At 71.2% G+C, this 19972-nt stretch carries 21 protein-coding genes and 2 pseudogenes; 21 read left to right on the forward strand and 2 right to left on the reverse strand.

The window, feature by feature from the left end; translation table 11 throughout:
* The first annotated feature begins 11 nt into the window (after positions 1-11).
* The 18 genes and pseudogenes from ACLL9L_RS06885 (at position 12) to ACLL9L_RS06970 (ending at position 16075) form a co-directional block, all read left to right on the forward strand.
* Positions 12-1805, forward strand: a complete 1794-nt coding sequence (locus tag ACLL9L_RS06885; protein ID WP_411283902.1) for a nickel-dependent hydrogenase large subunit — start codon at positions 12-14, stop codon at positions 1803-1805.
* Between the two features lie 41 nt (positions 1806-1846).
* The gene (locus tag ACLL9L_RS06890; RefSeq protein WP_411283903.1) at positions 1847-2755 is read left to right on the forward strand and encodes a NifU family protein; all 909 of its coding nucleotides are present in this window, start codon (positions 1847-1849) and stop codon (positions 2753-2755) included.
* Positions 2752-3387 (forward strand): DUF5947 family protein, encoded by a 636-nt coding sequence (locus tag ACLL9L_RS06895; RefSeq protein WP_411283904.1) that lies wholly within the window; start codon positions 2752-2754, stop codon positions 3385-3387. The genes ACLL9L_RS06890 and ACLL9L_RS06895 overlap by 4 nt, the downstream gene beginning before the upstream one ends.
* A complete protein-coding gene (locus ACLL9L_RS06900) occupies positions 3384-4022 on the forward strand; it encodes a DUF6084 family protein (protein WP_411283905.1) in 639 nt (212 codons plus the stop codon). The genes ACLL9L_RS06895 and ACLL9L_RS06900 overlap by 4 nt, the downstream gene beginning before the upstream one ends.
* Positions 4019-5467 (forward strand): hypothetical protein, encoded by a 1449-nt coding sequence (locus ACLL9L_RS06905; protein ID WP_411283906.1) that lies wholly within the window; start codon positions 4019-4021, stop codon positions 5465-5467. The genes ACLL9L_RS06900 and ACLL9L_RS06905 overlap by 4 nt, the downstream gene beginning before the upstream one ends.
* On the forward strand, positions 5467-5586 hold the full coding sequence (locus ACLL9L_RS06910) for a DUF6893 family small protein (protein ID WP_411283907.1): 120 nt from the start codon (positions 5467-5469) through the stop codon (positions 5584-5586). The genes ACLL9L_RS06905 and ACLL9L_RS06910 overlap by 1 nt, the downstream gene beginning before the upstream one ends.
* Complete coding sequence (locus ACLL9L_RS06915; protein ID WP_411283908.1) at positions 5583-6080, forward strand: hydrogenase maturation protease; 498 nt, start codon at positions 5583-5585, stop codon at positions 6078-6080. Before ACLL9L_RS06910 ends, ACLL9L_RS06915 begins: the two co-directional genes overlap by 4 nt.
* A 2-nt stretch (positions 6081-6082) precedes the next feature.
* Complete coding sequence (locus ACLL9L_RS06920; RefSeq protein ID WP_411283909.1) at positions 6083-6328, forward strand: HypC/HybG/HupF family hydrogenase formation chaperone; 246 nt, start codon at positions 6083-6085, stop codon at positions 6326-6328.
* Positions 6325-7107, forward strand: coding sequence for a DUF6390 family protein (locus tag ACLL9L_RS06925; RefSeq protein WP_411283910.1), 783 nt, complete (start codon positions 6325-6327; stop codon positions 7105-7107). Before ACLL9L_RS06920 ends, ACLL9L_RS06925 begins: the two co-directional genes overlap by 4 nt.
* A 17-nt stretch (positions 7108-7124) precedes the next feature.
* Positions 7125-8147 carry an extracellular solute-binding protein gene (locus tag ACLL9L_RS06930; RefSeq protein WP_411283911.1) on the forward strand — a complete coding sequence of 341 codons (1023 nt, stop codon included), beginning with the start codon at positions 7125-7127 and terminating at the stop codon, positions 8145-8147.
* Positions 8144-9859, forward strand: coding sequence for an ABC transporter permease (locus ACLL9L_RS06935; RefSeq protein WP_411283912.1), 1716 nt, complete (start codon positions 8144-8146; stop codon positions 9857-9859). The genes ACLL9L_RS06930 and ACLL9L_RS06935 overlap by 4 nt, the downstream gene beginning before the upstream one ends.
* Positions 9856-10941 carry an ABC transporter ATP-binding protein gene (locus tag ACLL9L_RS06940; protein WP_411283913.1) on the forward strand — a complete coding sequence of 362 codons (1086 nt, stop codon included), beginning with the start codon at positions 9856-9858 and terminating at the stop codon, positions 10939-10941. Before ACLL9L_RS06935 ends, ACLL9L_RS06940 begins: the two co-directional genes overlap by 4 nt.
* The gene (locus tag ACLL9L_RS06945; protein ID WP_411283914.1) at positions 10934-11275 is read left to right on the forward strand and encodes a hydrogenase maturation nickel metallochaperone HypA; all 342 of its coding nucleotides are present in this window, start codon (positions 10934-10936) and stop codon (positions 11273-11275) included. The genes ACLL9L_RS06940 and ACLL9L_RS06945 overlap by 8 nt, the downstream gene beginning before the upstream one ends.
* A 178-nt stretch (positions 11276-11453) precedes the next feature.
* Complete coding sequence (locus ACLL9L_RS06950) at positions 11454-12626, forward strand: acyl-CoA dehydrogenase family protein (protein WP_411283915.1); 1173 nt, start codon at positions 11454-11456, stop codon at positions 12624-12626.
* A 22-nt stretch (positions 12627-12648) separates the two neighbouring features.
* Entirely contained in the window at positions 12649-13749 is a 1101-nt protein-coding gene (locus ACLL9L_RS06955) for an NAD(P)-dependent alcohol dehydrogenase (protein ID WP_411283916.1), read from the forward strand.
* 97 nt (positions 13750-13846) lie between these two features.
* A complete protein-coding gene (locus tag ACLL9L_RS06960; RefSeq protein WP_411283917.1) occupies positions 13847-14872 on the forward strand; it encodes a zinc-dependent alcohol dehydrogenase family protein in 1026 nt (341 codons plus the stop codon).
* Between the two features lie 232 nt (positions 14873-15104).
* Positions 15105-15395 (forward strand): annotated as a pseudogene (locus ACLL9L_RS06965) (glucose-6-phosphate dehydrogenase); the annotation flags it as partial.
* Between the two features lie 71 nt (positions 15396-15466).
* Positions 15467-16075, forward strand: a complete 609-nt coding sequence (locus ACLL9L_RS06970) for a hypothetical protein (protein WP_411283918.1) — start codon at positions 15467-15469, stop codon at positions 16073-16075.
* Positions 16076-16604: 529 nt separating this feature from the next.
* Here the strand turns inward: ACLL9L_RS06970 and ACLL9L_RS06975 are convergent.
* Positions 16605-17978, reverse strand: a pseudogene (locus tag ACLL9L_RS06975) (amino acid permease); the annotation flags it as partial.
* A 220-nt stretch (positions 17979-18198) separates the two neighbouring features.
* Between ACLL9L_RS06975 and ACLL9L_RS06980 the strand changes: the two are divergent.
* The 3 genes from ACLL9L_RS06980 to ACLL9L_RS06990 are packed head-to-tail and all read left to right on the forward strand — an operon-like array spanning position 18199 to position 19366.
* On the forward strand, positions 18199-18339 hold the full coding sequence (locus tag ACLL9L_RS06980; RefSeq protein WP_411283919.1) for a hypothetical protein: 141 nt from the start codon (positions 18199-18201) through the stop codon (positions 18337-18339).
* Complete coding sequence (locus tag ACLL9L_RS06985) at positions 18336-18926, forward strand: PRC-barrel domain-containing protein (protein WP_411283920.1); 591 nt, start codon at positions 18336-18338, stop codon at positions 18924-18926. Before ACLL9L_RS06980 ends, ACLL9L_RS06985 begins: the two co-directional genes overlap by 4 nt.
* Positions 18926-19366 carry a PRC-barrel domain-containing protein gene (locus ACLL9L_RS06990; protein ID WP_411283921.1) on the forward strand — a complete coding sequence of 147 codons (441 nt, stop codon included), beginning with the start codon at positions 18926-18928 and terminating at the stop codon, positions 19364-19366. The genes ACLL9L_RS06985 and ACLL9L_RS06990 overlap by 1 nt, the downstream gene beginning before the upstream one ends.
* A 54-nt stretch (positions 19367-19420) precedes the next feature.
* Here ACLL9L_RS06990 and ACLL9L_RS06995 read toward each other — a convergent pair whose 3' ends face one another.
* The gene (locus ACLL9L_RS06995) at positions 19421-19885 is read right to left on the reverse strand and encodes a BLUF domain-containing protein (RefSeq protein WP_411283922.1); all 465 of its coding nucleotides are present in this window, start codon (positions 19883-19885) and stop codon (positions 19421-19423) included.
* Positions 19886-19972: the final 87 nt, after the last annotated feature.

Raw genomic sequence — 19972 nt, forward strand, 5'->3', positions numbered from 1 at the left:
GAGGCACCACGATGACGTCGACGATCCCCACTCCCACCCGCGAGGGCTCCGACGGCCGCGAGCTCACGGAGATGTCCTGGGACCCGATCACCCGGATCGTCGGCTCGCTGGGCATCTACACGAAGATCGACTTCGCCAACCGGGAGGTCGTCGAGTGCCACAGCACCTCGTCGATCTTCCGCGGCTACTCGATCTTCATGAAGGGCAAGGACCCGAGGGACGCCCACTTCATCACCAGCCGGATCTGCGGCATCTGCGGCGACAACCACGCGACCTGCTCGTGCTACGCGCAGAACATGGCCTACGGCGTGAAGCCCCCCAACCTCGGGGAGTGGATCGTCAACCTCGGCGAGGCCGCCGAGTACATGTTCGACCACAACATCTTCCAGGAGAACCTCGTCGGGGTGGACTACTGCGAGCGGATGGTCAAGGAGACCAACCCGGCCGTCCTCGCGAAGGCCGAGAACACCCGCTCCCCGCACGAGGACCAGCACGGCTATCGCACGATCGCCGACATCATGCGCTCGCTCAACCCGTTCACCGGCGAGTTCTACCGAGAGGCCCTCCAGGTCAGCCGCTCGACCCGCGAGATGTTCTGCCTCATGGAGGGTCGCCACGTCCACCCCTCGACGCTCTACCCCGGGGGGGTCGGCACCGTCGCGACGATCCAGCTCATGACCGACTACATCACCCGGCTGATGCGCTACATCGAGTTCATGAAGAAGGTCGTCCCGATGCACGACGACCTCTTCGACTTCTTCTACGACGCGATCCCGGGATACGAGCAGTCCGGCCTGCGCCGCACGCTGCTGGGGTGCTGGGGCGCCTTCCAGGATCCCGAGGTGTGCAACTTCGCCTACAAGGACATGACCGACTGGGGCCGGGCGATGTTCGTCACGCCCGGGGTCGTCGTCGACGGCAAGCTGGTGACCACGGACCTCGTGGAGATCAACCTCGGCATCAGGATCCTCCTCGGGTCGTCGTACTACGAGGACTGGCAGGGTCAGGAGATGTTCGTCAAGAACGACCCGCTGGGCAACCCCGTGGACTCGCACCACCCGTGGAACCAGCACACGAACCCCAAGCCCCAGAAGCGCAACCTCGAGGACAAGTACAGCTGGGTCATGTCCCCTCGCTGGTTCGACGGCACCGACCACCTGGCTCTCGACACCGGAGGTGGACCGCTGGCCCGGCTGTGGACCACGGCGCTGGCCGGCCTCGTCGACATCGGCTACGTCAAGGCCACCGGGGACAGTGTCCAGATCAACCTGCCGAAGACGGCACTCAAGGGTCCGGTCAGCTTCGAGTGGAAGATCCCCCGGTGGAGCAACACCCTCGAGCGCAACCGCGCCCGCACCTACTTCCAGGCCTACGCGGCGGCCGCTGCCCTCCACTTCGCGGAGCAGGCCCTTGTCGAGATCCGGGCGGGACGGACCAAGACGTGGGAGTCCTTCGAGGTCCCGGACGAGGGAGTGGGCTGCGGCTTCACCGAGGCCGTGCGCGGGGTCCTGTCCCACCACATGGTCATCCGGGACGGCAAGATCGCCAACTACCACCCCTATCCCCCGACCCCGTGGAACGCCAGCCCTCGTGACGCGTTCGGCACGCCCGGTCCCTACGAGGACGCCGTCCAGGGTCAGCCGATCTTCGAGGAGAACGACCGGGAGAACTTCAAGGGGATCGACATCATGCGCACGGTGCGCAGCTTCGACCCCTGCCTCCCGTGCGGCGTCCACATGTATCTCGGGGACGGCAAGCACCTCGACCTGACGCACTCCCCCGCCGCGGCGATGACCGGCGAGTGAGCATCCACCGGGAAGCGCCGTCGGAGGGCGAGCATCCCGACGTGCTCCGCGCGTCCGGGCAGCGCATCGAGACGTTGCTGGAGGCCCTCTCCTCCGGCGGGACCGTGGCCCGGGAGCGGGCCGAGGAGCTCGTGCGCCTCGTGACCGAGCTCTATGGCGAGGGACTGTCCCGGATCCTTGCCGTCCTCGCCCAGCGCGGCGAGCCGGGCCGGGACGCGCTGAGGGACCTCGTCGCCGACGACCTCGTGGCCAGCCTCCTCATCGTGCACGGCCTGCACCCCGAGGACGTTCGCACCCGAGTGGAGGCGGCCCTGGAGTCGGTGCGGCCCTACCTCGGCACCCACGGCGGCGACGTAGAGCTCATCGAGGTCACCGGCGAGGGTGTCGTGCGCCTCCAGCTCCTCGGGAGCTGCGACGGCTGCCCGTCCTCCTCGGCCACCCTCGAGCTGGCCGTCGAGGGCGCGATCGAGGCTGCGGCACCTGAGGTCCTGTCGGTCGAGGTCGTCGCCCCCGAGAAGCCCGAGGGCGCGGCGCCGGCGCTCATCCCGCTCTCCGCGCTGCGGGCGAGGCTCACGGCCCACGACGAGGCGCGGGGCCACTGGGAGGGCGCGCCCGAGCTCGGTGAGCTGGGGGACGGCGAGGTCGGCGGCTTCCGGGTCGCGGGCACCTCCCTGCTCGTCTGCAGGGTGGGCCCGGACCTGTTCGCCTTCGCCGACGACTGCGCCGTCTGCGACGGCTCGATGGCCGGGGCCCGGCTCGGTCGACGGGCCGGGGCGCCCGTCGGGTCCGCCGTGCTCACCTGCCCGCTCTGCCAGGCGCACTACGACGTGCGGGCAGCCGGCGCCGGTGTCGGGGAGACGGTCGGACACCTCGAGCCCTTCCCCGTGCTGCGCCGCGACGGCGTCCTGTCCGTCGCCGTCCCGACCGTCCCGGAGCCGGTGCCGACATGAGCAGCCCCGTCCCGGTGGGCACGTTGCGCCGCCTCGCGACGTCGAGACGCCCGGCTCCCGTCGGCGAGCGGTGCGAGATGTGCGCCGAGCCGATCCGGGACCAGCACCAGCACGTGGTCAACCTCGAGAGCCGGGCGCTGCTGTGCACCTGCCGCGGGTGTTACCTCCTCTTCTCCGGCGACGCAGCCCGCCAGAGCTATCGGGCCGTCCCGGAGCGATACCTCTCCTTCCCCGGGTTCCGGCTCGGACCGGCCCAGTGGAGCACCCTCGAGATCCCCGTCGGCCTGGCGTTCTTCTTCCGCAGCTCGGCCTCCGGTCGGACCGTCGCGTTCTATCCCGGACCGGCAGGGGCGGCCGAGTCGGAGCTCGAGCTCGACGCGTGGGAGTCCGTGGTCACCGCCAACCCCGCGCTCGGGCTCGCCGCGCCGGACACCGAGGCGGTCATCATCCGGGTCCCGGGCACCGGTGCGGCCGAGGCCCACCTGGTGCCGATCGACGCCTGCTACGAGCTGGTCGGGCTGCTGCGGCAGGTGTGGCGCGGCTTCGACGGCGGCCAGGAGGCCCGGGCCCGGATCGACGCGTGGTTCCAGTCGGTCCAGGCCCGCAGCAGACCGGCGGGAGCGCCGCGATGAGCGTCGACTTCACGGTGCTCGACATCACCCCGGAGCAGTATGCCGCGTCGCCAATCCTGTTGGCCCGCCTGCGGATCGAGAGCCCCGGACCCGATCCGGTCCACGCGATGGCGTTGCGGGCGCAGGTCCGGATCGAGCCGGGACGGCGCAGCCACACGCAGGAGGAGGGCCTCGCGCTCAGCGACCTCTTCGGGACCCGCGACCGGTGGGGCACCACCGTGCACCCGTTCGTCTGGCTGCACTGCGCCACCATGGTCCAGGGCTTCACCGGCACCACCGAGGTCGACCTGCCGATGCCATGCACCTACGACTTCGACGTCACCGCGTCGAAATACCTCAACGTCCTGGGTGAGGGCACGGTCCCGCTTATTTTTCTCTTCAGTGGCACGGTGTTCACCCGCGGCCTGACCGGCTTCGGGGTGGAGCAGATCCCCTGGGACCGTGAGTGCCGCTTCGACCTGCCCGTCTCGACGTGGCGGGCGCTCGTCGACGAGCACTTCCACGGCGTCGGCTGGGTGCGGGTGGAGCACGAGACGCTCGCGGCCCTGACGGCATACAAGGCGGGGCGCGGGCTGATGTCGCACTCCGCCGCCCTGCAGGAGCTGCTGGACCACTCCCGGGAGGTGGCCTCGTGAGCTCCTCGACGCAGGCCAACCTCGACACCGCCAGGGTCGTCGCCGACGCGGTGCTCTACGAGGGCTACCTGCTCTATCCCTATCGGGCGAGCTCGGCCAAGAACCGCTCGCGGTGGCAGTTCGGGGTGCTCGGGCCGCAGGGCGCCGCTGCCGCGGGAGTGGGAGAGGAGGCTTCTCTCGCAGTGGAGTTCCTCGTGTCGCACCGCCTCGGGGCGAGCGTGACCGTGTGGCTCCGGTTCCTCCAGCTCCAGGTGCGGACCGTGAAGTCACCGGCGGGCGACGAGGTCGCGCAGCTGCAGGTCGACGAGCGGGCCGTCCTGCCGTGGGACGAGGCGGTGGAGCACGAGCTGGAGGTGGGGACCGCCTCCCTCGGCGACACGGAGACCAGCTTTGCGGTGAGCGTGCCCGGTGGCTGCGACACGACGGAGGTATGCCGTGACGACGGGAGCGTCGTCGGCCGCGAGCTGCGCACCCGATGGCCGCTCACGGCTTCGGTGACCGTCCGCTCGACGACGACCGGGCTGCCGCCGGGAGTCGCCCGCGTGCGCCTGCGCGTCGAGAACCTGGGCGAGCTCACCTCACCGGACGCCCCCGCCGCGACCCGCAGGTCGTTCCTCGGTGCCCATCTCCTGCTGACCTGTGCCGGCGGCGCGTTCGTGTCGGCGCTGGACCCCCCGGAGCGGCTGCGCGACGCCGCGCAGGAATGCCGACACCACCGGTGCTGGCCGCTGCTCGCCGGCCCCGCGGGCACCGACGACGTCCTGCTGGCCTCGCCCATCATCCTCGACGAGCACCCCCAGATCGCCCCGGAGAGCGCCGGCAGCCTCTTCGACGCCACCGAGATCGACGAGATCCTCACGCTGCGCATCCTGACGATGACGGACGCCGAGAAGGCCGAGGCCCGAGCCACCGACCCCCGGGCGGCCGAGATCGTCGACCGCAGCGAGCGCCTCACCCCGCAGGCCCTGGCCCGGATGCACGGCGCGCTGCGCGACCCCTCCGGCCCCGCCACCGGGGGCGAGGTTGGTCCCGAGGTCGGCCCCGACGGACCCTCGACCTGGACGACGCCTGTCCGGGGCAGCGACGTCCCGTGGTGGGATCCCGAACGCGACGCCGAGGTCGACCCGGCCACCGACGTCGTGCTCATCGACGGGCACGCGGTCGCGCGGGACAGCATGGTGCGGATCGAGCCGACCCGGCGCGCCGACGCCCAGGACCTGTTCTTCCGCGGGCAGCTGGCCCGGGTGACGGGGGTGCACCACGACGTCGACGGTGGGACCCACCTCGGCGTCATCCTCGTCGACGACCCCGCCGCCGAGGAGCACGAGTGGTACGGGCGCTACCTCTACTTCGCGCCGGACGAGCTCGTCCCGGTCGAGGCGCAGGACATCGAGACGGCACGCCACGACCCAGCAGGCGCTGGGACCCAACGAAAGGAGTCCTGATGAACACGATCGGCAAGCTGACCACCATGGTGGCCGCCGCCGCCCTGGCAGGAGCGGTGGTCCTCGGGGTCAGGTCGATCCCCGACATCCAGCGTTACCTGCGGATGCGGGCGATGTGAGCCCGCGGGTCCTCGTGGCCGGGATCGGCAACATCTTCCTGGCCGACGACGGTTTCGGCTGCGAGGTCGTGCGCCACCTGCAGGACCTGGAGGCACTGCCCGACGTCCACGTCGCCGACTACGGCATTCGCGGGATGCACCTGGCCTACGACCTCCTCGACGGCTGGGACCTCGCCGTCCTGGTCGACGCCCTCCCCGACCGCGGGGACCAGGGGCGGGTCGAGGTCCTCGAGGTGCGCGCCGCCGACAACGGGTCGGGCTGGCTCGACGCCCACGGCATGGACCCGGTGGCGGTGCTGTCCGGCGTCACGGCGCTGGGTGGGCAGCTCCCCAGGACGTGCCTGGTCGGCGCCCAGGTGGTCGACGTCGGGGAGCGGATGGGCCTGTCCGACCTCGTGTCGGCGGCGGTCGTCCCGGCCGCGTCCGCGGTGCGGGAGCTCGTGCGCGAGCACCTGGCCCTCTCGGGCCCACGCCACACGGCACGGGTGGGGTGACCATGTGCCTGGGGATCCCCGGACAGGTCGTCGAGCTCCTCGAGGGCTACGGCGGGCAGCTCGCGCTCGTCGAGGTCGAGGGCGTGGCCCGCAAGATCAACGTCGGCATGCTCGACGACGCTCCGCTGGGACCGGGTGACTGGGTCATCATCCACATGGGCATGGCCATGGAGAAGGTCGGGCCCGAGCAGGCAGCCGAAGCGCGGTCCGGGCTGGAGCTGCTCGGACGCGGCCGGGACGAGGCATGATCACGACTCACGAGGTCAGCGGCCCACAGCTCTTCGCCCGCTACGCCTATCCGCCGAACGCCCTCGGCTACTGCGGGCCGACGGATCACCTCGCGCTGTTCGAGTACGGCTCGGCCGGGGTGACCGACGCCGGGCTGGTCGACCTCGCGAAGGGGTTCCACGGGGCGTGGCCCTACCTCGAGCTCATCGCCCGCGGCACCGGGATCCGGGACCCGCTGGACCGTCGCGTCGTCGAGGCGTACTGGATCGGCAGCCCGCTGCTCGACCGGATCAGCACCACGGACATCGGCAACTCGATGGAGGACCGCTTCCGGTCCCGGACGGGGCACGACTTCTCCCACCTGGCCGAGGGAGTCGTGGCCGGGGGTGTGCCCCACCACAGCTTCCACGTCTTCGAGGTCTACCCGTGGGTGGGGCTGCTGCGGGACGACCGCAAGGCCCCGACCGCAGTAACCGTGCTCGACCGCTGCCGGATCCGGTGGGGGACCGTGCAGACCGTCCTCGGCGACCGCGCCGTGGTCCGCTCGCGGCCCATCGTGTGGGACGGGCGGGTCCTGTCCCTCGCAGAGCCGGTGGACGAGACCGCGGAGTGTGCGCGGGCCGGCACGGGCTTCGTCGGCGAGCTGGTCCCGGGCGACGTCGTGTCCCTGCACTGGCACTGGGTCTGCGACCGGCTGACACCGGCGGAGCTCCGCCAGCTCCAGCGCTACACCGCGCGCCATCTGGCCATCGCGAACACGGGCGTCGAGCACCGTGGCACGGCCCTGGCCATCGGATGAGACCGGCGACGAGGGAGATGACGAGGCACTGGAGGCGCCGCTGCGTCACCGCCGCAGCCGTGCTGGGTGTCCTGCTCGCCACGGCCTGCGGCACCTCGCCGTCGCCCGCCGCGACACCGAACCTGGCGGACGCCTCAGCGGGCGGCGGCCCCTCGAGCCTGACGCTCTACACCTCCGTCACGCAGGAGACCGTCGACGCCGTGACGGCCGGTTACAAGCAGGCCCATCCCGGCGCCACGGTCACGGTCTTCCGGGCCGCGACGGGTCAGCTCAACGCCCGGATCGCCGCCGACCTGCGCTCCGGAGGCCTCAAGGCCGACGTCATCTGGGGCACCGACCCGCTCTCGATGCAGTCCTACACGGACCAGTCCCTCCTCGCGCCGTGGCCGCTCCCGGAGCTCACCACCGTGCCGAAGCAGTACCGCACGGCCCACTTCTGGGGGACCCGCCTGCTCTACCTCGTCCTCGTGACCCAGCACGGGCTGCAACCCGTCCCGACGGGCTGGGCGGACCTGACGTCCCCGGCCTACGCCGGCAAGGTCGCCGTGCCCGACCCCGCCTTCGCCGGCTCGGCGTTCGCCGCCCTGGGCTACTTCTCGCAGACCCAGGGGATGGACTACTACCGCGCCCTGCGAGCCAACGGGGCCCGGCAGGTCGCCAGTGTCCCCGACGTCGTCACGCAGGTCGCCCAGGGGACGTTCTCCGTCGGGATCACCCTGGACTCCCTCGTCCGTGACGCGATCAAGAAGGGTTCTCCGGTCGACCTGGTCTGGCCGAAACCGGGTGCCATCGCCCTCTACAGCCCGATCGCCCTGACCGCGGCATCCGTGCACGCCCCGGCGGCGAAGGACCTCATGGGATACGTGCTGAGCACCGACGGGCAGCAGCGCATCGCGGCCACCGGGTGGCAGCCGATCGTCCCCGGCGTGGCCGGTCCCCCGCAGCCCGCCGGGGCGCAGTCCGTCTCGCCCGACTGGACCGCGCTCTTCGGGAAACAGCAGGAGCTGCTCACGCAGTACCGGTCGGTGTTCGTGCAGTGAGCTCTCCCCGGGTGGTCTCGCCCGGGGTGGCCCCGGGCCGGGTCCGGACGGCCGTGGTGCTCGCCGTGACCCTGCTCGTCGCGGCTCTGGTGCTCGCCCCGGTGGCGTTCCTCGCGCGCGGGGCACTCGAGGGCGGCACCGACGGCGTGACGGGAGCCCTCGCGGCGGGCGAGGTCCGGGTCGCCCTTGGGCACACCGTCCAGCTCGCTCTCGTCGTCACCGTGACCGCCGTGGCGGTCGGCACCGCCCTGGCGGTGGCCTTCGACCGGTCGATGCTCTGCCGCCCGGCCCGGTGGCGACTGGCCCTCGTCATGCCGCTGCTCGTCCCCCCGTTCTCCCTGACCCTCAGCTGGATGCAGGCCTACGGCTCCGGTGGGCTCCTCGACCACCTCGCGGGGATCAGCCTGCCGGGCCTGCACGGCGCGCCCGGGATCGCGCTCCTGCTCGCCGTGGACGCCGTCCCCCTCGTCTGGCTCATCGTCAGCGCGGCGTTGGCCGTGCGCCGCGAGCCCGACCTCGTGCGGGCGGCCCGGGCGAGCGGGGCCGGGTCCTGGCGGACCTTCGTCACCATCGACCTGCCCCTGTTGCGGGGACCGCTGCTGGGCGCGGGCGCCGTCGTCCTCGTCGGTGTCGTCAACAGCTTCGCCGTCCCGCAGGTGCTCGGGTCGGCCGAGGGCTACCAGACCCTGGCGACCCTCGCCTACCAGCAGCTCTCCCTCGCGGCGTCGCCCGAGGCGTTCATCCGGCTGTGCGTCGTCGCGCTCCTCATGGTCGTGCTCGTCCTCGTCACCCTCGTCGGCGCCGACCGTGGGCTCGGCCGGATCGGTGTGGGGCTCACGCGAAGCGGTCCGGGCGGCGCGAAGTTCGTCCACCGACGCTCGACCGCGACCCGCCTCGTGTCCGGCGCCCTGACGGCATACCTGCTCCTGAGCATGGCACTCCCCCTGGTGGCCCTGGCCGCGACGTCCTTCACGCGAGCGCCCGGTCTGGCGCCCGTCCCCGGCAACTGGACGGTGTCGAACTACGCCACCGGTATCGGCGGACCAGCGCTGGCCGGTCTCGGACGCAGTGTGCTCCTCGCGGGCGTCGCTGCGGTGACCGTCACCGCCCTCGCCGGGATCGTCGTCGGGGTGGGTGGCGCTGCCGGCAGGCGGCTGGGCACCGCGGTCACCCTCGGGTATGCCGTGCCGGGCACCGCGCTCGCGATCGGGGTGCTGATCACCTACGGGCACTGGCTGGGCGGATCGGCGGCGATCATCCTCGTGGCCTACCTCGGCAAGTGCTGGGCGCTCGGCTATCGCGCCCTGGCGTCCGGGGCCGACCGGGTCGCTCCTGAGCTCGGCCAGGCAGCCCGGGCCAGCGGGGCCGACCCCCGGACCGTCTTTGCGACCATCACCGCACCGGTGATGGCGAGCGGCTTCCTCGCCTCCTGCGGCCTCGTCCTGCTCTTCGCCCTGCACGAGCTGACGATGAGCAGCATCCTCTATGGGCCGGACACCGAGACCTTCGCCGTCGTCGTGCTCAACCAGCAGCAGCTCGGCGACGTCGGGGGCAGCGCCGCCATGGCCGTGGTCCTCACCCTGCCGGCGCTGCTCGTGGCGGGCGCCGGCGCCGTCGCGCTGACGATGCGGGAGACTCGGCGGCGGCCACCCGGCAGCGTCCCACGAGGACGCCCGGTGCGTCGGCCCGACGCCGTGTCGGAGGCCCGATGACGATCCCTGCGCTGCGCCTGAGCGGGCTGTGCGTCACCTACGACGGGGTCGTGGCGCTGACCGGGGTCGATCTCGACGTGTGGCCCGGGGAGGTCATCGCGCTGCTCGGCTCGTCCGGGTCGGGAAAGACCACCCTGCTGCACACCGTCGCCGGGTTCATCGAGCCCGACTCGGGGGTCGTGGCGATCGGCGACCGGGTGGTGGCGGGGGCCGGCGGGTGGGTGGCTCCCGAGGACCGTCGCGTGGGACTGGTCTTCCAGGGGGCGGCGCTCTGGCCGCACCTCACGGTCCTCGACACGGTGGCCTACCCGATCCGGCGACGCGGCCTGCCCAAGGGGGCGGCCCGGCGGGAGGCCGCGGGGTTGCTCGAGCGGCTCGGTCTGTCGCCACTGGCGGACCGGCGCCCCGCCCAGCTCTCGGGCGGCGAGCAGCAGCGGGTCGGCCTCGCGAGGGCGCTCGCCCGCGACCCGGCGTTGTTCCTCTTCGACGAGCCCACCGCCCACCTCGACACCCACCTGCGTTCGGTGGTGCTCGAGGAGATCGCCCGCCGTCGCGAGGCGCTGGGTGCGGCGGCGCTCTACGCCACGCACAACGCGGCCGAGGCGCTCGCCATCGCGGACCGGATCGCCGTCCTGCGAGCGGGTCGGCTCGTCCAGGTCGGCACCCCGCAAGAGGTCTACGCACAGCCGGTGGACGCGGAGACGGCCCGCCTGACCGGCCCGGCGTCCCTTCTTGACGCTGCTGCCCTCGGCGCTGCCGCCCTCGACGGCTGGGCGATCGACGCCCCGGTCGGTGGCGTGGTCGGTGTCCGGGGCCACGAGACGGTCCTCGTGCGCCCGGACTGGGTCCGCTTCGGCGGCGACCTGCCCGGCCGGGTCGAGAGCGTGCGCTACCGCGGTCCCTCGACCGACCACGTCGTCTCCGTCCGGGGCGGCCGGCTGCTCGTCAGCTCCCCGGGCCCGCCGCGACGGGGTGTCGGGGAGGTCGTCGGGCTGACGGTCACGCAGACCTGGTCGATGCCATCCCTGGACGGGGCCGGCCGGCTGACGGCCGTGCGAGAGACGGCGGCCACCGATGCATGAGCTGTCCCTGTGTGGCGCGATCTACGACATCGCCGACCGGGCCGCGGCCGGGCGACCGGTCTCGGTCATCCACCTCCAGGTCGGCCGGATGCGCCAGATCGTGCCGGACACCCTGGCCTACTGCTGGACCATGGTGTGCGACGACACCCCCCTCGCCGGATCGCGCCTGGACGTCGACCACCGCCCGGTCACCCTGCACTGTCTGCTCTGCAGGGAGGACACGACGCTCTCGGTCGAGCTCCTGCTGCTGTGTCGTGCCTGCGGAGGCAACCAGGTGTCGGTCACGAGTGGCGAGGAGCTCCTCGTCACCTCACTCGACCTTGCGGAGGAGTGACCCTGCGACGGGTCCCCGGGCGCCGCTCCGGGCCGCAGCAGGCGCGGGTGAGGGGCGCAGGCGCAGATCTTGACGGCATACTCGCGCTGGTCTTGACTGAGCGAGCGCTCAGTTGCGCCGCGCACCGCCCGTCACCGGCGGAGCGCCCACCGCCGCCCGACGACGAAGGAGCTGACCGATGGTCGACCTGACCCTCAACGACGAGGAGCGCGAGATCCGCAGCTGGGTGCGCACCTTCGTGACGAAGGAGCTCGTGCCCCTCGAGCAGGAGGTCCTGGTCCGGGAGCGGCGCGGCGAGCGCGGCCTCAGGCCCGAGGACCTCAAGGCCCTGCGCGGCACCGCGAAGGCGTCGGGGTTCTTCGGCATCCAGACCCCGCAGGACCACGGCGGCATGGGCCTCGGGGCCGTCATGGCGGCCCTCATCGAGGTCGAGCTCGGACGGACCTTTGTGCAGTTCACGTTCGGTGGGGACGCCGACAACATCCTCTATGACGCCAACGAGGAGCAGCAGCAGACCTATCTCCTGCCGACGATCTCGGGTGAACGCAAGTCCTGCTTCGCCATCACCGAGCCGGGCGCCGGGTCCGACGCCCGGGCCATCCGCACGTCGGCGCGGCGCGAGGGTGACGAGTGGGTCATCGACGGTGAGAAGACCTTCATCACCGGCGGGACCGAGGCCGACTTCGTCATGGTCTTCGCGGTGACCGACAAGGAAAGGGGCGCCGACGGTGGCGTCACCTGCTTCCTCGTCGACCGGGAGCGCGGATGGACCTCGCAGCAGATCGACACCATGGGCGAGTGGGGGCCGGCAGCGTTGGTGTTCAAGGACGTTCGCGTTCCCCACACCGCGATCCTGGGCGAGGAGGGCAAGGGGTTCGACCTGGCGATGCGCTGGATCGGCCGCGGCCGCTACCTCCTGCCGGCGCGGGCTCTCGGTGCCTGCGAGCGGCTCGTCGAGATGGCCATGGAGCAGGCGCACAACCGGGTCACCTTCGGGCAGCCGATCGCCGAGCGCCAGGCCATCCAGTGGATGATCGCCGACTCCGCCGTCGAGATCGAGGCGCTGCGCTGGCTCGTCCTGGCGGCGGCGTGGCAGGTCGACCAGGGCCTGGACTCGCGCCAGGCGCAGTCGATGGCAAAGCTCTATGGCGGCCTCAAGGCCAACGAGATCGTCGACCGCGTCCTGCAGATCCACGGTGGGATGGGCTACACCCGTGAGCTGCCGATCGAGCGGGGGTACCGCGAGCTGCGCCTCCTGCGCATCTACGAGGGCACCGACGAGATCCAGCGCCGGACCATCGCGCGCAACCTGCTCAAGGGCCACGCGTCGGTGCGGGGTCACCTCGGCTGAGGCCCCGGCACCCTGGCGTCGGATGAGTGACGCCTCGAAGTCATCGAGCGCCGCCCGGCGTCCGGTGGTCCAATGGGGCGGGTCGGACCGTCGTCAACAGGAGGAACAGATGCGCGCCTCGGTGCTGCACGGTGTCGGAGACATCCGGATGGAGGACCGCGCCGATCCCGTCGCGGGGGTGGGCCAGGTCCTCGTGAGGGTCGAGTCGGTGGGGGTCTGCGGGTCGGACGTCCACTACTACGAGCAGGGGCGGATCGGCAGCCACATCGTCGAGCGGCCGATGGTCCTCGGTCACGAGGCCGCCGGTGTGGTCGCGTCGACCGGGTCGGGCGTGACCAGGGTGCGGGTGGGCGACCGCGTCTCGATCGAGCCGGGCGTCCCCGACTTCACCTGCGCCGAGTGCCTGGCCGGGCGTTACAACCTCTGCCCGGCGATGAGCTTCTACGCGACACCACCGATCGACGGCGCCCTTGCCGAGCTCGTCCTCACGCACGAGTCCTTCGCCCATCCGGTGCCGGACTCGATGGACCTCGACAGCGCGGCGCTGCTCGAGCCGGTCTCCGTTGCGGTGTGGGCCTGCCGGAAGGCGTCCGTCTCCCCGGGGGACCACGTCCTGGTCACGGGCGCCGGACCCATCGGGCTCATCGTCACCCAGGTCGCCCGCGCCTTCGGCGCAAGCGAGGTCACGGTCACCGACGTCAACCCCGACCGACTGTCGGTCGCCGCGCGCCTCGGGGCAACGCGGGTGATCGACTCCCGCAGCACCGACGGCACACCCTTCCCGGTCGAGCCGACCGTCCTCGTCGAGTGCTCGGGGCACCCGAGCGCCGTCACGTCAGGCCTGCGGGCCCTCGCCCGCGCAGGCCGGGCCGTGCTCGTCGGTATGGGCGGGGACGAGGCCGCCCTGCCCGTGTCGCGGATCCAGGAGCGCGAGCTGACGGTGACGGGGACCTTCCGCTACGCCAACACGTGGCCGACGGCCATCGCCCTGGTTGCCTCGGGACAGGTCGACCTGGCCCCCCTCGTGACCGGCCACTTCGGACTGGCCGACGCGGAGGCGGCCCTCACCGCCTCCCGGAGCGTCGCCGGCGCACTCAAGTCCATCATCCGTCCCCAGGTCTGACCCCGCCCAGGTGCCCGGCCCCGCCCACCCCCAACCGGCCGCACCCCTCTCCCATCCCGCCCGACGTCGTTCGACGTCCCCTGCCCCAGGAGTGACCATGCGCGCCGTGGTGTTCGACGGACCCGGTTCCGTCTCTGTGCGTGACCTGCCCGACCCCGAGCCGCGCCCGGGTGACGTCCTTGTCCGCCCGGTGCTCACGGGGATCTGTGGCACCGACCGGCACCTGCTCGCGGGCGGCTTCATGGCGACCTACCCCCTCGTGCCCGGCCACGAGATCGTCGGTCAGGTCGAGCTGCTGGGAGACGACGCCGGCGGACTGGCCGTCGGCGACCTCGTCGCCGTCGACAACACCGAGGTCTGCGGTGCGTGCGAGCCCTGCCGACGCGGGCAGCCGCTCTACTGCAGCCGGTTCCGGTCGCTGGGGTGCAACGCGCCGGGCGGGTTCGCCGAGCTGATGGCCGCCCCCGCGGCGAAGTGCTTCCCCCTCGACGGGCTCGACCCGGCCGTCGCCGTCATGACCGAACCGCTCGCCTGCGCCATCCACGGCGCCGACGTCCTCGCCCTGCGCCCCGGCTCCGACGTCCTGCTCTTCGGGGCGGGCCCCACCGGTCTGCTGCTTGCCCAGCTCCTGCTGCACGGGGGCGCGGCCCGGATCACCGTGGCGGCCCCGAGCCAGCACAAGCTCGACGTCGCCCGCAGCCTCGGGGTGGACGAGACGGTCCTGCTCGACCGGGCCGACCCGGGGGCATCGGCGTCCCGCCTGCGCGACCTCGCTCCGTCCGGTTTCGACGTCGTCGTCGAGGCGACGGGCGCCCCCTCGGTGCTGGCCCTGTGCGCCGCACTGACCCGCACCGGCGGGACGGTGCTCGTCTACGGCATGGCCGACGCCGATGTGACGGTCCCCTTCTCGCCCTACGACATCTTCGCGCGCGAGCTGACCGTCAGGGGGTCCTTCGCCCAGATCCACTGCTTCGACCGGGCCCTGCTCGAGCTGCGGACCGGACGGGTGCGGACCGACGGGATCATCACCGACCGCTTCCCGCTCAGCCGCTTCGGGGACGCCCTGACAGCCGTCGCGGGGTCGCGCACCATCAAGGCCGTGGTCGACCCCCAAGGCGGCTGAGCCCCAACGATGTCCTCCTGGGGCAGCCTTAGACGCCCCTCGGTGGGCCGCTGAGGTGGCGTCACGGCAACTCGGGTCCGTGACCTGCGCCTCCCGCCGCGTTGACGACTGGCCACCCTCCCGGATCCGGAGACCGTGCCGTGCCGACCGGCTTGGACGCCTGCGCGGCGGCCAGCCGCACAATTGACCTGACGGGCGCAGAGGCATCAACCCGCAGACTTGAGGCCTGGTCCTGCTCAACGACCAGGTCCACGAGACCTTCGACGAGAGCCAGGTCTTCCGGATCGACCATTTCCTCGGCAAGGAGGCGACCCAGAACATTCTCGCGTTCCGTTTCGCCAACGGGCTGTTCGAGCCCATCTGGAACCGCAGCTTCATCGACCACGTGCAGATCGACATCCCCGAGACGTTGGGTCTGGACCGTCGGGCGGCGTTCTACGAGTCGGCCGGTGCCTACAACGACATGGTCGTGACGCACCTCTTCCAGGTGCTCGCCTTCGTCGCGATGGAGCCGCCGACGGCCCTCGAGCCGAGGGCGATCAGCGAGGAGAAGAACACGGTCTTCCGCTCCCTCCTACCGGTGCTTCCGGGGACGTGGTGCGCAGTCAGTACAGCGGTTATCTGTCTGAGGTCGGCGTCCCTGCCGATAGCGACACCGAAACCTTCATCGCGCTCAAGTGCGGCATCGACAACTGGCGCTGGGCTGGCGTCCCCTTCTACCTCCGAACCGGCAAGCGTCTGGCCGAGGGGCAGCGGATCATCTCGATCGCCTTCAGGGAAGCCCCGAAGTCGATGTTCCCCGGCGACTCCGGGGTGGGCAAGCAAGGCCCGGACCACCTGACCTTCGACCTCGCCGACGAGTCGGAGGTCTCGCTCTCGTTCTACGGCAAACGTCCCGGGCCGGGGGTGCGGCTCGACAAGCTGTCGCTGCAGTTCTCCACCCACGAGGCCGACTATGCCTCCGACGTGCTCGAGGCCTATCAGCGCCTCATCCTCGACGCGATGCGCGGCGACCACACCCTCTTCACCACGGCCGACGGCATCGAGTCGCTCTGGGAGCGCTCGCAACCGCTGCTCGACGACCCGCCGGCCGCGAAGCCCTACGCCCAGGGCAGCTGGGGGCCCAACGCCATCCACCAGCTCATCGCCCCGCACGCGTGGCGGTTGCCCTTCGAGCGGGTCTGGCGCGACCACAGGTCCTAGCCGGCTGGTCACGACCCAGGGATCCGCCGCGTATGCCGTGCTGCCCGCGGGTGCTCGTCCCCCGGTCCTCGCGTCAGGGCGCGTCGCCCGCGGGGACGCCTGCCCTGGCGACGACATGGGTCACGGGCACGGCGTAGGTCGTCCGGGCCCGCTCCACCACATCAAAACGCAGCCAGGTGGAGCGCTCCACGGGGAGCGTGCAGATGACGATCTGGTCCGGGTCGAAGCGGGAGGCGGCCTCGCCCAGCGCATGCAGCGGACGATAGTCGCCGAGAGCACCCTGCGCCTGGAGTCCGCCCGTCCGCAGCGAGTCCAGCATGTAGTCCAGCCGCCGCTGCGCCGCCTCGACGGTGGCCGCCCAGATGAACACGGCGCCGTGGTCGGCCTGTCCCGTATCCACCGGGTTGGCCGGCACGCACACGAAGTACTCCGCGTGCCCGGAGCCGTCGATGCGGTGCAGTTCCTCGACGAGCTCCTCGGCGGCCACCGTCTCGTTGGCGAGCACCAGCACCCGCCGTGCTTCTCCGGCATCCCTCGACGGCGTGGTGGGCTCTGCGTCGACCGAGCCACCCCGCCACCTGGTGACGACATAGAAGACGAGGACCGCGGCCCAGGCAAGCAGGCTGAGCACCAGCTGCGAGCGTGTCGACTCGACGGCGCCCATCTGGACCAGGACGGCGACGATGCCGATGATGGTCACGATCGACAGGCCGGGGAAGAGCCACATCCTGACGCGGAGCTGGTCCGGGGAGGTGCGCCGTCGGAGGATGACCTGCGAGATGCAGATGAGCAGGTAGACGAACAGGATGATCGCGCCCGAGGAGTTGAGCAGGAACAGGAACACCGTGTCGGGCGAGACCGCCGCGGCGATGACGCAGAGGAAGCCGACCACGGTTGACGTCAGGATGGCCGCGACCGGCACGCCACGACTGTTGACCCGGATCAGCTGGACCGGGGCCTCTCGCCGTGCTGCGAGGACGAACAGCATCCGGGAGGCGGTGTAGAGACCAGAGTTCAGGCACGAGAGCACCGCAGTCAGCACGACGGCGTTCATGATGTGGTCGGCCGCAGGGATCCCCATCGCCTTGAAGGCTGCGACGTATGGAGATGAGCCGAGCTCCCCCGAGTTCCAGGGCAGGATGACCGCCAGGAGGAAGAGCGATCCCACGAAGAAGATCGCGATGCGCGTGATGACGGAGTTCGTCGCCTTGGCGATGGCTCGTTCGGGGTCCGACGACTCAGCGGCTGCGATCGTCGCGATCTCCGCGCCGACCATCGAGAAGATGACGACGACGATGGCGGAGAAGATGGCGCCGACCCCCTTGGGGAAGAACCCCCCGTGTGCGGTCAGGTTGCTGAAGTCGGTGCTGTGGCCCGGCCACAGCCCGACGGCGAAGAGCGTTCCGAGCACGAGGAAGACGACGATCGCTCCGACCTTGATCCCGGCGAACCAGAACTCGAACTCACCGAAGGACGACACCGAGAACAGGTTGGTGGCCGTCATGAGGAGCATCAGGCCCAGGGAGAGCAGCCACAGGGGTGCGTCGAACCAGTAGGTGAGGACCTTCGCGCCCGCCACGGCCTCGAAACCCACCACGATGACCCAGAAGTACCAGTAGAGCCAAGCGGCCGAGAAGCCGGCCCACCCGCCCAACGCCTTGCGGGCGTAGTCGGCGAACGAGCCGGTCGAGGGGTTGGCCGTGGCCATCTCCCCCAGCATCCTCATCACCATGATGATGAGGACACCGGTGATGGCATAGCTGAGGAAGGCTGCCGGGCCCGCGCCGTTGATGACGACACCTGAGCCGACGAAGAGCCCGGCGCCGATCACGCCCCCGATCGCGATCATCGTCAGGTGACGCTGCTTGAGGCCCTTGTGCAGCTGCGGCGGTGGTGCGGCCATGATGTCTCCTCGGGGAGGTAAGGGTCGCGTGAGGTTGCGGTGGACATCCAGCAAACCGGAAGAGACCATGTCCGGCCACCCGAAAAGGGTCACCATCGTGTTTCGCCCACCACCCGCCTCGCATGCTGGGCACCGCCCCCGGCCCGATATGATTCGGTGCTGCGGCCTCGGATCCTGGTGACCACCCGGCGGCCGTGCCGCACGGGACGAAGGGTGAGTCATGCAGTGGTGGGGTTGGGTCATCGTGGCTTTGGTCGTGATGGGGATCGTGCTCGGACTCGTCCTGTGGGTCCAGTCCCGACGTCGACGCGGAGGCGTCATCATCGAACGCCCGACGACGAAGCGCGGCGGCCGGCCATGAGCCGCCTGATGCGGTCGAGCGAGATCACCAAGCGCCCCGTGGTGACCATGGCCGGCAACGACATCGCACAGATCAAGGACATCGTCTACTCCGCCGACGGCGGCACGGTCGCCGGTTTCACGCTCGCGGGGCGCGGGTTGTTCGCCGGTCCCCTCAAGCAAGGGCTCGCCTGGTCAGCGGTCGTCGCACTCGGCGCAGCCGCGGTCATGGTCGCCGACGAGGCCGCCCTGACCCCTGTCGACGACCTCCTCGACGAGTCGTCGGCGTCCGGCGGCTCGGGCGGCAACGTCCTGGGCTCACGGGTCCTCACCGACTCGGGCACCGACCTCGGGGCCGTGGTCGACGTCGTCCTCGAGGTCGAGGGCGCCGATCGAGGTGTGTGCGACGTCGTCGGCTACGAGATCGAGTCCTCCGTGGCCCTTGACAGCGGTGGCAGCACGCTGCTCATCCCGCTGCCCGACACGTTGGCCGCATCCGGCGAGCACCTCATGGTGCCGGCGAGCGCCACGGACTTCGTGCGCCGGGACCTGGCGGGCTTCGGGGCGGCCGTTGCCGACTTCCGGGCCCAGCTGGCGGGTGGTCGTTGATGCTCTTCAGCGACTCGCGCAAGCGCAAGATCGTGGCCACCTCCACCGCGCAGACCGTGGGCAGGGTCCACCACTTCGTCGTGGATCCCGCCACCCGGAGCGTCGTCGCGGTGGGCGTCAAGAAGGCTCCGAGCGGCAACACCCTTCGGTGGAGCGACGTCGTCGGGTTCGGCGCCGACGCCGTGACGGTCAGCGGCGCCGACCGCATCACCGACGCCCCGCCCGACGTCGCGGCCCTCAGCGGCAAGGAGCACGAGATCCTCGGCAAGCGGGCGCTCTCCACGGCCGGCGACGACCTCGGCACGGTCGAGGACATCGACTTCGACCCCACGTCGGGCGTGATCACCCGGATGGTGATGTCGACACCCGACGATGTCGAGGGCCACCGACTCGTCGGCGTCGGCTCGTATGCCGTGGTGCTCGCTTCGGCTGCCGACTGACCCGCTCCGCGGATCCTCGGCTCAGGCGCTGGTCACACGCGTGTCGGGCGCGTGTCAGGCGACGGGAGCGTGGCTCGCCGCTTCGCGCATGACGTCAAGCAGTCGATCCTGCTCCGACGTCGTGCGACGCCCGGCTGCGGGCGAGATGCCGTCGACGTGGGCGATGAGCGGGATGTCCGGCTCGCCGTCCCCGGCCACCTTGGCCATCGACCAGCGGGCAAAGACCCGCTCGGACTCCGGCACGGCGTCGAGCAGCTCCACCGAGTCATGGCGCGGGTCCTGCTCGATGCGGGCGAACAGTGACCTGACGTCGGCTTCGTCACCCTCCAACACCTGGACGAACCAGTCGCCCGACACGAGCAGCGCACCGGTGACGTGGCGCTTCTTGTTGTTCGAGCGGGCCGTGCTGAAGAGGCGGCCGAGTTCCGTCTTGCGGTCCTCGGGGGCGAGTCGGTCGCGGCTGCGATACATCAGTCTGAAGGTCTGCTCCGGTGTCGTGCCGGACGAATCGTCGGTCATGGGTGCTCTCCTTCTATGAGGGTCTGTCCTGCTGAGTCCGCCCGGCGCCCAGTCTGATCGGGCCTGCGCCACGAGGACGTCTCATTC

This window comes from Lapillicoccus sp., assembly GCF_046595215.1.
In the GTDB taxonomy this organism is placed as follows: domain Bacteria; phylum Actinomycetota; class Actinomycetes; order Actinomycetales; family Dermatophilaceae; genus Lapillicoccus.

Excerpts from the sequence above, each read along its gene's own strand:
- ACLL9L_RS06960 (WP_411283917.1), top strand. The coding sequence starts at position 13,847 with ATGCGCGCCGTGGTGTTCGACGGACCCGGTTCCGTCTCTGTGCGTGAC.
- ACLL9L_RS06955 (WP_411283916.1), top strand. The coding sequence starts at position 12,649 with ATGAGTGACGCCTCGAAGTCATCGAGCGCCGCCCGGCGTCCGGTGGTC.
- ACLL9L_RS06980 (WP_411283919.1), top strand. The coding sequence starts at position 18,199 with ATGCAGTGGTGGGGTTGGGTCATCGTGGCTTTGGTCGTGATGGGGATC.
- ACLL9L_RS06940 (WP_411283913.1), top strand. The coding sequence starts at position 9,856 with ATGACGATCCCTGCGCTGCGCCTGAGCGGGCTGTGCGTCACCTACGAC.
- ACLL9L_RS06950 (WP_411283915.1), top strand. The coding sequence starts at position 11,454 with ATGGTCGACCTGACCCTCAACGACGAGGAGCGCGAGATCCGCAGCTGG.
- ACLL9L_RS06910 (WP_411283907.1), top strand. The coding sequence starts at position 5,467 with ATGAACACGATCGGCAAGCTGACCACCATGGTGGCCGCCGCCGCCCTG.
- ACLL9L_RS06985 (WP_411283920.1), top strand. The coding sequence starts at position 18,336 with ATGAGCCGCCTGATGCGGTCGAGCGAGATCACCAAGCGCCCCGTGGTG.
- ACLL9L_RS06895 (WP_411283904.1), top strand. The coding sequence starts at position 2,752 with ATGAGCAGCCCCGTCCCGGTGGGCACGTTGCGCCGCCTCGCGACGTCG.
- ACLL9L_RS06925 (WP_411283910.1), top strand. The coding sequence starts at position 6,325 with ATGATCACGACTCACGAGGTCAGCGGCCCACAGCTCTTCGCCCGCTAC.
- ACLL9L_RS06945 (WP_411283914.1), top strand. The coding sequence starts at position 10,934 with ATGCATGAGCTGTCCCTGTGTGGCGCGATCTACGACATCGCCGACCGG.
- ACLL9L_RS06990 (WP_411283921.1), top strand. The coding sequence starts at position 18,926 with ATGCTCTTCAGCGACTCGCGCAAGCGCAAGATCGTGGCCACCTCCACC.
- ACLL9L_RS06885 (WP_411283902.1), top strand. The coding sequence starts at position 12 with ATGACGTCGACGATCCCCACTCCCACCCGCGAGGGCTCCGACGGCCGC.
- ACLL9L_RS06900 (WP_411283905.1), top strand. The coding sequence starts at position 3,384 with ATGAGCGTCGACTTCACGGTGCTCGACATCACCCCGGAGCAGTATGCC.
- ACLL9L_RS06920 (WP_411283909.1), top strand. The coding sequence starts at position 6,083 with ATGTGCCTGGGGATCCCCGGACAGGTCGTCGAGCTCCTCGAGGGCTAC.
- ACLL9L_RS06930 (WP_411283911.1), top strand. The coding sequence starts at position 7,125 with ATGACGAGGCACTGGAGGCGCCGCTGCGTCACCGCCGCAGCCGTGCTG.
- ACLL9L_RS06995 (WP_411283922.1), bottom strand. The coding sequence starts at position 19,885 with ATGACCGACGATTCGTCCGGCACGACACCGGAGCAGACCTTCAGACTG.